Raw genomic sequence first — 12,685 nt, forward strand, 5'->3', positions numbered from 1 at the left:
AAATCGGCAATCATACGAATAATTCGCAGTTCTCGAACATCCTCTTCTGAAAGCTCCCGATTATCATCTTTCTCAAAGACGTTAAAATGCTTTTCAACAAAATCTATTCCTAACTGTTTGGAATAGAAGAATTCTCTGCGCTCCTCTGCGAATTGAAGAAGTGTCCGCCAACGTCTGCGATAAAATCTCATGGTACGTTTAGAGTAACCAAGTCGCAGCATTTCCTGCTCTAGGTCATGAATCAATTCAGTTAATAGTAATTTTTTTTGCATAGTTGTATCTCCTAAGATGTTGATTAGAGCGGAATGCCCTGTTAACATCTTTGGATATTATGCAAAGTAAATTCCAATGAAATTTAGAAAACGAAAAGAATTTTATGCGCTACTTCGCATAATTACTTTCTTCGCATAACAAATTGGCGGCATTGTGCAAAAATCAGGCATCATGGATGCATTTGTCATTGAGGCAGGAGAAGACTTACAGTCCTATGAATCCCTCCATAAGGCAGCGAAGCTTCTGGGATTCTTATCAGACTCTATGGAAACCAAAAACTTTAATGATTCCACCATAAATTACTGGCAACGTATTGGAGAACGGACTTTGAAACATAAAAACTGATAAAGATGTTCTACCAAATTATAACACTTAAAGACTTGATCTAATCCTATCCTCTTAAGCCGCAAATGGTAGAGCATATCTTTTTTGAGGATTATCAAATATGACTTCCTTGGGATCAAATTTTTCTGGTTCAATGGTGTCCCCAACCCATCCTAACATTCGATCATGCTCTTCATGTTCTTTATCTGCAAGCCACCTCAATTAAATGCTCATATCCCCACACACCTCCACAATCTTCCGGAGGACAGGCTCTTTCTCCACCTACGCAGATGGGGTAATTTACTTTCTCTAAAATGCAAGGCTATTAGGTGTTTCTTACCTGTTTCGTCCTCTCCTATTATGGATCTGTCGCATACAAGTTTAGGGAAGAGATTTAGTGGGATGCCATGGCTAAAATCTCTTCGGAATTATTGAACCTCTGTCTCAAATATATTTTAAAAAAATAGGTACTACTTACGTCTTAGCGGTTTTACAGTTAAGGTTTTAGGCATAATTTTATAAATCCAGTTTTTTAGCAAGTTCGTTGAGAGCCAATCCGTGCTTTTTATGTTTCATTTTTTTGATATTGTGAAGCTTCCACTTCACAGAGGATAAATCCTTTATGTGTTCCATATCAAGGTGGCTCCAGTTGGGACTGCCCCTCTTGAAAGATATTAGAAACTCACGATCCTTCTGATTTAAAGAGTTCTGAACGTTCTTGATGATCATTTCTCTTGCCGCTTCGAGTTCTTCGTACTTTACTTCCTGATCCGTCATACCAATAAATTCATTTTTAAAAGCATGACGTTGATCCAACAAATTTGGATTAATAAGCTCTGAAATAGGCCTGTTTCCACTAATCAGATAAACGAGAAAGGCAATCTTTAGTTTTTCAGTAATTTGGTGGTTTTGAAAAAAAATCATTAAATCAAATAAGTCGCGGGGGTGCTGCCTATCCAAAGCTGCACAAAATTTACCAGCATAGAGATCCTCAAATGATAACGTATTAATCCTTATCTGAGTCTCATATTTTTTTCTAATTGCTTCACATGACTCTTTAAGAGTCGGCGGATAAACGGTTCCTCTCAATACCAAATTGGTTTCAACTTTAATTCCAGTGTCTTTTGAGGAAATAGTGATTTGTTTTGCTATACCTTCCTTCGTTCGTTGAACTTGAATAAGATATTTTTTCCTTCGAAGGAGCTCAGAACTTAAAGAACGATAAAAGCCTTCATTTTCTTTCAAAAACTTTTCTCGCTGAGTAATTTTTGTATAGGCAAGGTCTATATCTACGGAGAGACGTGGCATATTCATATGAAAAAAGTTTATGGCCGTCCCTCCCTTGAGAGCAAAGGCCTGATTCTGCATCACGAGTCCTAAAACTTCGAGCAGTAGTTTTGTTTGGTTTTCAAAATACGCTTTCATCTTCTGCTTTATTCCAAACCCTTGGATAAGTTATTAAAAATTCTGGTTCATATATGCCATTTTTGACTTCTTTTCTTGCTCCACTACCTAGTTCGAATTTTGATTTATCGAGATTTTGGTACCAGCTAACATTTTGGATCTTGGCCAAACATAATACCAGACGTTTGATTTTTACCGAGGTACATTCCTCTAGAGCTTCTTGCATTAGGTCTGAGCTTAAAAGGTGCAAGTTTTCCATTATATAGTAGCTCTCATCGTAGCTATGAAATTTCTCAGCAACGTACATATACTCACAAAATGCTCGAGCTGGATTTGATATCTGTAATTGAAACTCCCCAAAATCAAATATTTTCAGACCTACTTGAGAAAGAAAAAGATTTGCTGGAGTATTGATGAATTCGAATTTTTGTTTGTTTTTCTCCATCCACTTTGGAAATTTAAATCCACGGTGTGAAAACACATATATTTCGTTTTCTTGAAATTTTATAAAATGGGCTTTACCTTGAAGCTCTAAGGCTGTTTTACCTCCAACATGAAATTGACAGAGTTGTTGTAAACCCCAGAGCATCCCACTCCAATCGATTGAGTCTCCAGGTCTCACCACGACCCCACGGTCTAGATATTCCAACCACCCTGAAGAAACATACCTTTGAATAAGGCTTTTGGAAAAACCTTTTGTTTTCAACCATGCTACGGGTAAGGCCGTATGCATTGGCCATAGCTTCAATAGGTTCCTTAATTTAGATTCTTTTTGCACACTCATAGTATGCATAATAGCATAATTATGAAGATAAGAAAGTTTATTTTTGCTTTAATAAGCATACCTTGAGTATGCCTATCATACAACTCATCGCCCCTTTTTATAAAGCTGACAGTTAGTCCTCTATTTTGGTTTAGACTTTTTCTTCTTTTTTGGGGACTCAACAATATCAACACCAAAGAGCTCTGAAATATTACCTTCAAGTTCTCCTGTTCCGCTTCCTTGAGTTAATTTAGATATATATCCAGCACTTTCAATAAGTTCTGTATGGTCTGCTTGACGAAGCAAGAATAGATCTTCCGGCTTCCCGTCCAAACGTGCTCCTACCCCATAAAGAACAGCCGAAACGTGCTTGCACATATCTGCATAATCAAAACATGAGCAATCAAACTTTATTTCATTCTTTTCTGGAAAAAGACCTGTTTTAGGTTGGGTGATGATTTCCATGACTTCCTTAGAAAACTTCCCCTGCAAAAGCTCAATGAGAGAACCGATTTTCCCTGAACACTGCTTTACTATTTTCTTCCATTTTTCTTTGGTAACGCTAGAAATCGTAATCTGAACTTTATAAATCTCTGACCCACTCACTAAAGCTGTGATTTCTCCTGCATTAACGTTCAGATCTATAACAGACCCATTACGAGCATACTGTCGTCCTCGAGGCATTCTATTCTCATAGTCCGAATACGAATTAAGGTTACCACACCAGGATCTGCCCCAAAAGGTTTTAGCTATAGCACGGCCTTCTATGACTATCGGATTGATCTTCTGACCCTTCTTTTTTAGTTTTGCAACTAAACGAGCTGCCGCTTTCTTCCTCTCGGCAACAGGAACATAAGGGGGATAATCAAAAGTATATCCGCTCACTTTCTTAACTCATAATAATAACTCGTAAGTTTATTTTTTTGATAATTCATCCTGGGATGGTTCAGCAATGGCACGATGAATGTCAAGAGAAACTACATTGAGAAGATCTTCATTGCTCATTTCTGTAAGAGCTGGCTTTCCATCCTTACTCAGGATATCACTTGATAATTCTTTCTTAGAATTAATGAGCTTATCTATTTTTTCCTCAATTGTTCCTTGGCAAATAAACTTGTGCACTAGGACGTTTCTTTTTTGCCCAATCCGGTAGGCTCTATCCGTTGCTTGAGCTTCGACAGATGGATTCCACCAACGATCAAAGTGAATCACATGGGAAGCTCGCGTTAGGTTAAGTCCTGTCCCTCCCGCTCTAATGGACAGGATAAAAAACGGAGGCCCCTGCTCCTCCTGGAAAGATTCAACAAGCTTAAGGCGATTTTTAATTGAAGTCTGTCCATGTAAAATCAGCCCTGGTCTCTTAAATACCCTCTCTAGGGCATTATGGAGAGCTGGGATAATCTCTTTGTATTGGGTAAATATCAATACCTTTTCTTGCTTTTCAGCAATAACTCGACATAATTCTTTAAGGCGAATGAACTTCCCACTTTCTTCCTCATTATACTCTCCATGACCCAACCATTGAGTGGGATGATTACATATTTGCTTAAAACGTGTTAGAAACGACAAAACAAGACCTCGACGTTTTATCTCATCACTGTTTTCAGAAAACTTGAGAAGAGTTTGAAGTTCATCAACGGATGTTTTATAAAGACCCGCCTGTTTTTTAGTTAAGAAGCAATGGGTATCCATCTCAGTCTTATCAGGCAAATCTGAAATAATACTCTTATCACTTTTAAGACGCCTTAAAATGTAGGGAGAAACTAAATGACGTACAGCTCCGTAAAACCGTTCTTTCTCTGCGTCATTTACGTCTTCCTTGATTGCCTTAACGCCATAATGAGAAAATACTTTACTGGAGCCCAAAAGCCCCGGAGCAACAAAGTCAAACAGAGACCAAAGATCAAGTAATCTATTTTCAATGGGGGTGCCCGTTATGATAAACCGAACCTCGCTTTTGAGCTTCTTAATGGCAAGCATCTGTTTCGAGGAGGGATTTTTGATGTTTTGAGCTTCATCCAAAATAAGGATATTCCAAGAAACCTTATTCATCCAAGGAACTCTATAGACATTGCTGTAAGTTGTTATCACAATATCAATATCGGACAAATTAGGGGCTTCCTTGTTTTTGAGTATCTTCTGACTTATCGCTGATCCATGACAGAGGAAGATCTTTAAGGATGGTGCAAACCGTTTAACCTCTTCTTGCCAGTTACCTAAAAGAGTGGAAGGTAGAATAAGAAGATGGGGTGTTTTGTTTTTAGATTGAACATTCTTAGACAATAAAAATAAGCACAAAACCTGAATGGTTTTTCCAAGGCCCATGTCATCGGCCAGGCATCCACCCAAACGAAGATTGTAGAGCAACCACAACCACTTTACACCCACTGATTGATAAGGTCTTAGAGTTCCATGAAAGTATTGGTCAAGTGTTTTTTGAAGAGCTTTATCTTCATTTTGTCCCGCTTCTCGCAAACGGGACAAAACATCCTTGATCCAATCACCCTCAATCATTTGAGACCAGTCAGAAATATCCTCTTGTGATATCCCTGACTGGTCTGGCGTAGAAGATAAAAGGCGAATGCCTTGTGCAAAGGTAAGGCCCTCATCTCTTACTTGATCTTCTATCTTTTTCCAATGTGATATGAGTTGAGAGATCTTATCTTGATTGATCTCCACCCATTGACCTTTGATTTGCACCATTCCATCTTGTGATTCCAAAATCTCTCTCATCTCTGCAGCTTCGATAACGGTTCCATCAGGGAGAGAATAGGACATATTAAAATCTAGGAGAGCGTCCATACCCACCGATTTTGCTGCAGCATTACCGATAGAAATTTTAATCTGAGGACGAGGAGGGTGTTTAGGCTTCCACCAATTTGGAACACGCACCACAACACCGGCTTCTTCAATTAACGGAATGGATTTTAAAAAAGTATGGGCTTCGTCCGGCCTCCAGGCGAGAGTCTTAAAAATATCGCCTGAATCAACCAGCTTTTTTATAAAGGGGCTTTTTTCAGAAGCTCTCTTTACAGGAATTAAAAGGGAAAGAAGGTGATGTTTTTTATTCTCACCTGAATAATCCTTCAAAGCTTGACCTAGAGGCAAGTACTGAAGTTTTGAATGCATTGCAGCTTGCTTTGTGTAAGTGCCTATAAAGGCAAATGGTTTTTTTGGATTTGATTTGTTTTCTGCAAGATGAAAACAAACCCTTCCCACATTATTCCAACTGGGATTATAACGTGCAAAGTAGGCTTGAAGAGTACCGTCACACCCTTGCAGTTCTTCTCTTAGAACTTGTATAAATTCTTTCCAAAGCTGACATAGAGTATCAAGACTTAAATACTCCGAGCCTTGCATAAAAGGAGCTTTGGCCATCAATATTTGAAGATCCTCCAATGGGGGCTCTAATCTGATGTCTTGTTCTACAGAATGGTTTTCGAGGCCAACAACTTCTTGGGCTTCGTGGATAAAAAGCTGCACGAAGTGATGCCAAAACGACAAACTGGATGGCAGGGCAGAGGAAAAAGGCGTAATCCCAAAACGTAAGATGCAAACGGAAGGTATCTGAGCATCCACTTTTGTATTCAGTACGTTCTTAATCCTACGAATAAGGTATCCTGGTATATCTTCTTTATTTCCTTGAGGTTCGCGAAGGTACAAATGACCAGATGGGGAGAGCGTGATCTCTAAAGAGGTATCGGCTTGGAAAGGCTCTCCTGAGTGAGAGGTTTGAACCTCACCCCTAAATGACTCGTTTTTCAAAGCAGCAGTTTGTGTCACGAACTCTCCCCTATCTTATAACCTAGATCCAAATATCCATAAACACGCTGGAGTTGAAGCAACTTGCTTTCCTTCAACAGTTAACTTAGTTGTCCCTGTCATGCTAGGGACATGGAGATAAAGTTCTAGAATTTCTTGTTCTTCATAACACTCGTAGGGTTCTTTCTTACGCAGAGCATGGCCCTTTCTCAGGATTTTAGCGTCACAGCCTTAGTTGCAACATAAACTTCTCTCGTGTGCACTGATATTGAGGGGTTCTCTTCTTCTAAATGATCAATACGTTCAATAAATAGCTTAATCTGATCTGCTGCAATACCACCAATACTCGTCATTGTAGGAGTCTCCTTTTTATTGCGGTCTAACTTTGCCAGGATAGAGTTAGCCTCAAAAGCTGGTGACGGGCTAAATCAAGAGCATCAACTTCATCAATGGAGATGAATTCACATCCATCGCCGAAGTTGACACCTGAGACAACTTTTGGCAACTGATTTTCTTTAGTAAGGAAACTCCAGTTTTCTCGGCAGCTTTAATAAGCTTAAAAACCATAACAAAAGCCGTTTCTCGGGCAAGGCACCCTTTGGAGCTTCTGGTTCGGCGTTTCACTTTCGCAAAGGTGCTTTCAATAGGATTTGTTGTGCGAATATGTTTCCAATGCTCTGCAGGAAAATTATACAACAGCCAGGAGTTCGAGACGATCTTTTTCATTTTAGGGAAAATAAGCGAGTAGCTTGTGTGGTGTTGCCCCATTTAACTGGGACAGTGGGGTAATGCGAGGAAAACGTAAGATCAAGAACGGAAGGTAGCGTGATACAATGTATATCCTGTGCAATGACAATTATGATGTCTCCCTCGGTCGTGATTTTTTGTATCCGGTAGCAAATGATGGATTGATCAAGCTGTAAAGTTCTTTCCTGGTGTTTGTCGAATACCTTGGACACGAATTTTTGCGCTGAGGCATTGGAGAAAGCATTGGACAAATATGGCTGCCCAGAGATCTTTAATACAGAGCAAGGGAGCCAATTTACGAGTCTTGGTTTTACAGATTTACTCAAACAACATGAGATCAAGATATCCATGGATGGCAAAGGCCGATGGATGGATGATGTCTTTGTAGAATGCCTTTGGCGCTCTCTGAAGTATAAATGTGTCTACTTGGAGCAATTTACGGATGGCAGGCCCGTTCATGCCAAAGATCAAATTGGTTTCTAGATAAGGCATTACAATGAGAGAAGGCCCCATTCAACCTTCGGTGGGAAAAACTAACGAGGTCTATGATCTGTCCGAACAACCAGGACCACTAATAGTATGCCTAGAGGGCAATAATTCAACTAGCTTTTTTTAACTACCCTTCTCAGATGCGACATTACCATCGGTAGATTTGTTTGAAGAAAAAGTAAAAAAATGGGGGCAATAGACTCTTAGTTCAAAAAGAGGCAACTACTCAGGCATAGGGGGATTTTGTACCACAACCCTCACAGGGAAGAGTGACGCCATAGTTGCAGATATTGCAGGAATTGCAATGCCATTCACGCCAATCTCTACAGGTGCGACATGGGTTACAGTGCCACGTATCTGTTAATTGAACCACCTCTTTCCAACAAAACGAGTAATTATAAATCTCTTCGCACTCTGAACATGCATACTCACACAGTAAAACTTTTAAGACAACTTCTTCACAACCACAGGGAAGAGCAAACTTTTTCTCAAATTCTTTCTGAGTGAGAGCCTCATATTTCTTGATATTGCCTAAAGTACAATCTGTTAAATCTTGGGAGCGCTTAGAATCACGCATGTTTGGCATGAGAACTCATTTAAGATGAAAGGGAAACACAAATAGAAAACCCTTAAAGGCATTTGTCATCGCTTCTTAGTTTATGGAGAGAATATCCGTTTTACTCAAATTATTCAACAGACGCGACACAACCAAACCGAATCAAAGTGCCGATTTCAGTAATTGAAAATTGTCATTGATTCGATCCACCATATCATGGTCAATTCTTGGCCAAGTGATTTCAAAAAAGTCCATGATTGATCTCCGAAATTTAACACCTAAAAGAACTCAAGCTCGATCTAAAAAACTGCTCCCCTTCGCACTAAAGGGATAAAATTAATTTTCTACTGCGGAACTTAGGATAGCTACGAAAGTAGATTGATTAAATGAAACCGTTATAATATATGGAAGATGATAGTGTTGTAGGAGATGGTCTAGTCCCTAAAATAATAAAGAGATTGATTTAGAAAGGTTTAATCTTGAATAATTATAGAGCTGGCTTATCACGAGTAGAAAACGCTTTATTCTTTTTTTTATTATTTTCTATGACTCAAATGGCGACAATAAGTCTATCATGGGCGCAACAAACACATGGAATAAGTGTTTATAAAGATCTTAAGTATCCCGCTAACTTTACTCATTTTGATTTTGTAAATCCTGATGCGACAAAAGGTGGAGAGATAAGGCTTTCTGCAGTAGGAACTTTTGACACTGTACATTGGACAACAATAGGGATCCTTCCTTTAAATTATTTTATAACCATTGACACTCTTTTGGCAATGTCACTAGAAGAACCTTTTTCTATGTACGGGCTGATTGCAGAAGCAGTTGAATTAGCGCCTGATAGATCTTGGGTGGAATATACTATTAATCCGAAGGCCCAATGGCATGATGGCACTCCAATTACAGTTGAAGACGTTATTTTTACTTGGAAAACAAAAAAAGAAAAAGGGCGTGCAAATATGAGGATTTGCTACAACAAAGTAGAAAAGGTCGAAAAAATGGGGCATAACAAAGTTAGATTTACTTTTAAGAAAACAGATGGAGACTACGATCCTGAAATGCCTCTTTTGATGTCTTTTATGGGAATTATTCCGGAGAAGTATTGGAAAGATCGAAAGTATGATGAAATGACGCTTACTCCTCCACCTGCTTGCGGTGCTTACAAAATTTCTAAATTTGAACCAGGCAGATATATCATTTATGAACGTGTAAAAGATTACTGGGCAAGAAACCTTCCAACTAGAAAGGGAATTTATAATTTTGACAGAGTTCGTGTTGATTATTTTCGCGATGATGCCGCTGCGATAGAGGCTTTTAAATCGGGATTAGTCGATTTCCGCATGGAATCCAACATATCGCACTGGGAGAATGCTTACGTGGGCCCTAATTTTGCATCAGGGAAAATAAAAAAAGTTGAAAAAGAACATAAACGTCCTGTTGGGATAACAGGTTTTGCTTTTAATACTCGCAAAGATATTTTTAAAGATAAATTAGTTAGAGAAGCTTTGTCATTTGCTTTTGACTTTGAAAATTTGAATAAGAATATATATGGAAACGTATTTGTGAGGCACAAAAGCTATTTTGAAAATAGTGATCTCGTACATCAAGGAAAATCTACTTTACAAGAACTTGTTCTTCTCGAGCCGTTCAGAAATAGTTTGCCTTCTGATGTCTTTGAAGGAGGATATTCTCCTCCCAAAACAGATGGATCAGGGGAAAATAGAAAGAATATCCGAAAAGCTTTAACGCTCTTAAAAGGAGCTGGTTGGACAATTAAGAAAGGGATTCTGATTAACGAGAAAACCGGAAAACCTTTTGAGTTCGAAATTTTATTGAATTCACCTAAACATGAAAAGATTGCATTAGCTTATAAGAGAAATCTTGCTCCTCTAGGTATTAAAGTTAACGTAAGAAATGTAGATTCAGCGCAATATCAAAAACTTGTACTCGATAGAGATTACGACATGATTTATGCTTTTTGGCCACATAGTCGTGTTCCAAAGAATATTCTTAATTATTTTTGGACTACTAAAGCAGCCAACGAATTTGGAAGTAAAAATTTTGCGGGGGTTCGAAATAAAGTCGTTGACTATCTAGTTTCAAAAGCCATTTTGGCTCAATCATATAAAGATGAAATAGTGGCCGCTAGAGCTTTAGATCGTGTTCTTTTGGCTAACCATTACATCATACCACTTTTTTATAGTCCCATAGACCGGGCTGCTTATTGGGATAAGTTTGGGCAACCTAAATATGATCCCATAATTGGTGTTAATACGAACACTTGGTGGGTCCGAGATACAAATAAGTAAAAAATAACCCTAACTACTAAAAAGAAAAATACGGGCCACAATCCGCGAGAGAGAGTCAAAAAAGCTCTGAGTGCAAGGGGATAGTTAGAAAAGAAGAGAAAAAGGGTTACACCCGTTAGGTGAGAACGTAACCCTTTCCCATGAAATATAATTATGAATCTATACCCTTCGTGAATAAAAGTATGGACTTTTAAGAGAAACAACCTTATAAACTACTGTTATGAAGATGTTTTTAAGCCAATCAGAAGAAGAACAGCTAAGAAAGCAGCATCGTGGCGAGAAGAATCGCCGAGTAGCAGATCGGATTAAGAGCGTGTTACTGAGCAATAAAGGCTGGAGGCTATTTGGAAATAGCGGAAGCATTATTATTGGATGATGAAACGATAGCTCGTCATGTTAAGGAATATAAAGAGAAGAAAAAGCTTTTGCTGGAGAGTGGCGGCTCTGAGAGTAAACTCAGCATTTCACAAACAGAAGAACTGATTGAACACATAACGACCCAAACATACGTCAAAGTGAAAGAAATCTGTGCCCATGTTAAGGCAAAGTATGGCGCTTTCTATACGGTATCAGGAATGACGTCTTGGCTCCGTTCTCATGGTTTTTCATACAAAAAACCAAAGGGAACCCCAGCAAAAGCAGATCCAGAAAAACAAGCTGAATGGCTCAAATATTACACCAAGCTCCTAAACACCACTCCGGAGAATGAGCCGATTGAATTTGGAGATGGAGTTCATCCAACAATGGCAACAAAAGTATCCTACGGTTGGATTCGTACGGGAACGGATAAGTTAATATCTACAACAGCTTCTCGGACTCGGATGAACCGTATGGGATCTATAAATTTGGAAAATATGGGTGTGACTATTGCTCCTTACGAGACAATAAACAGCCTTTCCATGGATCAGCATTTTACTTTACTACGATCCAAATATCCAACGGCTCAACGAATTCATCTGATTTTAGATCGAGGATCCTACAATACGAGTGCTGAAACAAAAAAAGCGGCAAGGGAAAAGGGTATTATTTTGCATTATTTACCGCCTTATAGCCCCAATTTGAATCCAATCGAACGATTATGGAAAATTATGAACGAACAATGCAGAAACAACCGATTCTTTACATCTGCAAAAGAATTTCGAAGATCAATCATGGACTTTTTTGAAATCACTTGGCCAAAAATTGCCCACGATATGGTGGATCGAATCAATGATAATTTTCAATTACTGAAATCGGTACTTTGATTCGTTTTGGGTATACCAGAAAAAGTCGAATTTCCTATGATTTTCTCCAACTTTTTCGATATTCATAGGATATTTTTCCTAACTCTTAAGATGTTGGGGAAGGATGATTTTCTTCTTGTAAGGCCCTGTAGAATAAAGCATTAATTTGAGAGAATTAATTTAAAGATCGGTTGTGTATTGCTATACTTGCTCCAGATTTAATTCAAAGGAGATTTCAGATGCATCCAGTGGAAATGGTGAGCTTAAATGAGCTTGTTCCAACAACCCATATTTATCGCAAGATCAACGAATTATACCCAATCGCACTCGTACGTAAGAGCTTGAAGGAGCTTGAGCATGTAAAAGGGGTAGATGGTTATGGGATAGAGTGTTTGTTTAGGTACCTATTTTTACAGTTTCTAGAGGATCTTTCAGATCGAGAACTTGAACGTTTCCTTCAAGAAAATACAGCTGGCAAATGGTTTTGTGGGTTTGGACTTTCGACCACTACTCCTAGTTTCAGTTTATTTAGTAAGGTCCGGTCTCGCATAGGAACAAAACGCTTATCCAAGCTTTTTTCATCCATACGTGATTCATTACAAGCTAAAGGATATATGAGTGAGGTGTTTACATTTGTAGATGCCACCCATCTCATTGCCAAAGCAACGCTTTGGAAGGAAAGAGATAAAGCAGAGACGTCTGAATAAATCAAAATCAGATAGATTAAGCAGTTTTTGCAGCACTAAAAGAGTACATTCAGTGTGATATTATTCCTTTTTGAACCTTAAATGGTCCAAAAAGGCAGATTTTAGATACACTTGTCCTGTCTAAG

At 38.6% G+C, this 12,685-nt stretch carries 11 protein-coding genes and 3 pseudogenes; 5 read left to right on the plus strand and 9 right to left on the minus strand.

Translation table 11 applies throughout. The annotated features are described in order from the left end of the window. Positions 1 to 272: hypothetical protein (locus HOL16_05915; protein MBT5390225.1), on the minus strand; the 272-nt coding region annotated here is incomplete at its 3' end. 172 nt (positions 273 to 444) lie between these two features. On the opposite strand from HOL16_05915, the gene HOL16_05920 reads away from it, so the two are divergent. Further along, positions 445 to 618 carry a hypothetical protein gene (locus tag HOL16_05920; protein MBT5390226.1) on the plus strand — a complete coding sequence of 58 codons (174 nt, stop codon included), beginning with the start codon at positions 445 to 447 and terminating at the stop codon, positions 616 to 618. A gap of 54 nt (positions 619 to 672) precedes the next feature. Here the strand turns inward: HOL16_05920 and HOL16_05925 are convergent. From HOL16_05925 to HOL16_05955, 7 genes and pseudogenes are all read right to left on the minus strand, one after another. After that, positions 673 to 913: pseudogene (locus HOL16_05925) on the minus strand (plasmid pRiA4b ORF-3 family protein). A gap of 200 nt (positions 914 to 1,113) precedes the next feature. Continuing rightward, positions 1,114 to 2,022: a nucleotidyl transferase AbiEii/AbiGii toxin family protein gene (locus HOL16_05930; GenBank protein MBT5390227.1), complete on the minus strand. Its 909-nt coding sequence runs from the start codon at positions 2,020 to 2,022 to the stop codon at positions 1,114 to 1,116. Beyond that, on the minus strand, positions 2,006 to 2,785 hold the full coding sequence (locus HOL16_05935; protein MBT5390228.1) for a hypothetical protein: 780 nt from the start codon (positions 2,783 to 2,785) through the stop codon (positions 2,006 to 2,008). The genes HOL16_05930 and HOL16_05935 overlap by 17 nt, the downstream gene beginning before the upstream one ends. Positions 2,786 to 2,905: 120 nt before the next feature. Further along, positions 2,906 to 3,649 (minus strand): hypothetical protein, encoded by a 744-nt coding sequence (locus tag HOL16_05940; protein ID MBT5390229.1) that lies wholly within the window; start codon positions 3,647 to 3,649, stop codon positions 2,906 to 2,908. Between the two features lie 30 nt (positions 3,650 to 3,679). Continuing rightward, entirely contained in the window at positions 3,680 to 6,547 is a 2,868-nt protein-coding gene (locus HOL16_05945; GenBank protein ID MBT5390230.1) for a DEAD/DEAH box helicase, read from the minus strand. Positions 6,548 to 6,562: 15 nt separating this feature from the next. After that, a pseudogene (locus HOL16_05950) lies at positions 6,563 to 6,879 on the minus strand (DUF2312 domain-containing protein). A 70-nt stretch (positions 6,880 to 6,949) separates the two neighbouring features. Then, on the minus strand, positions 6,950 to 7,252 hold the full coding sequence (locus HOL16_05955) for a hypothetical protein (GenBank protein ID MBT5390231.1): 303 nt from the start codon (positions 7,250 to 7,252) through the stop codon (positions 6,950 to 6,952). Between the two features lie 225 nt (positions 7,253 to 7,477). Between HOL16_05955 and HOL16_05960 the strand changes: the two genes are divergently transcribed. Beyond that, the gene (locus HOL16_05960) at positions 7,478 to 7,756 is read left to right on the plus strand and encodes a hypothetical protein (GenBank protein ID MBT5390232.1); all 279 of its coding nucleotides are present in this window, start codon (positions 7,478 to 7,480) and stop codon (positions 7,754 to 7,756) included. A gap of 232 nt (positions 7,757 to 7,988) precedes the next feature. Here the strand turns inward: HOL16_05960 and HOL16_05965 are convergent, their stop codons facing one another. After that, positions 7,989 to 8,348 carry a hypothetical protein gene (locus HOL16_05965; protein MBT5390233.1) on the minus strand — a complete coding sequence of 120 codons (360 nt, stop codon included), beginning with the start codon at positions 8,346 to 8,348 and terminating at the stop codon, positions 7,989 to 7,991. 449 nt (positions 8,349 to 8,797) lie between these two features. On the opposite strand from HOL16_05965, the gene HOL16_05970 reads away from it, so the two are divergent. The 3 genes and pseudogenes from HOL16_05970 to HOL16_05980 all read left to right on the plus strand — a co-directional run bounded on the left by HOL16_05970 (position 8,798) and on the right by HOL16_05980 (position 12,560). Then, a complete protein-coding gene (locus HOL16_05970) occupies positions 8,798 to 10,630 on the plus strand; it encodes an ABC transporter substrate-binding protein (protein MBT5390234.1) in 1,833 nt (610 codons plus the stop codon). 220 nt (positions 10,631 to 10,850) lie between these two features. Then, positions 10,851 to 11,874 (plus strand): annotated as a pseudogene (locus tag HOL16_05975) (IS630 family transposase). Between the two features lie 218 nt (positions 11,875 to 12,092). After that, positions 12,093 to 12,560 carry a transposase gene (locus tag HOL16_05980; protein MBT5390235.1) on the plus strand — a complete coding sequence of 156 codons (468 nt, stop codon included), beginning with the start codon at positions 12,093 to 12,095 and terminating at the stop codon, positions 12,558 to 12,560. Positions 12,561 to 12,685: the final 125 nt, after the last annotated feature.

It is taken from the genome of Alphaproteobacteria bacterium (assembly GCA_018662925.1).
Classification (GTDB): Bacteria; Pseudomonadota; Alphaproteobacteria; order 16-39-46; family JABJFC01; genus JABJFC01.

Excerpts from the sequence above, each read along its gene's own strand:
- HOL16_05920 (MBT5390226.1), top strand. The coding sequence starts at position 445 with ATGGATGCATTTGTCATTGAGGCAGGAGAAGACTTACAGTCCTATGAA.
- HOL16_05930 (MBT5390227.1), bottom strand. The coding sequence starts at position 2,022 with ATGAAAGCGTATTTTGAAAACCAAACAAAACTACTGCTCGAAGTTTTA.
- HOL16_05935 (MBT5390228.1), bottom strand. The coding sequence starts at position 2,785 with ATGAGTGTGCAAAAAGAATCTAAATTAAGGAACCTATTGAAGCTATGG.
- HOL16_05955 (MBT5390231.1), bottom strand. The coding sequence starts at position 7,252 with ATGAAAAAGATCGTCTCGAACTCCTGGCTGTTGTATAATTTTCCTGCA.
- HOL16_05965 (MBT5390233.1), bottom strand. The coding sequence starts at position 8,348 with ATGCCAAACATGCGTGATTCTAAGCGCTCCCAAGATTTAACAGATTGT.
- HOL16_05980 (MBT5390235.1), top strand. The coding sequence starts at position 12,093 with ATGCATCCAGTGGAAATGGTGAGCTTAAATGAGCTTGTTCCAACAACC.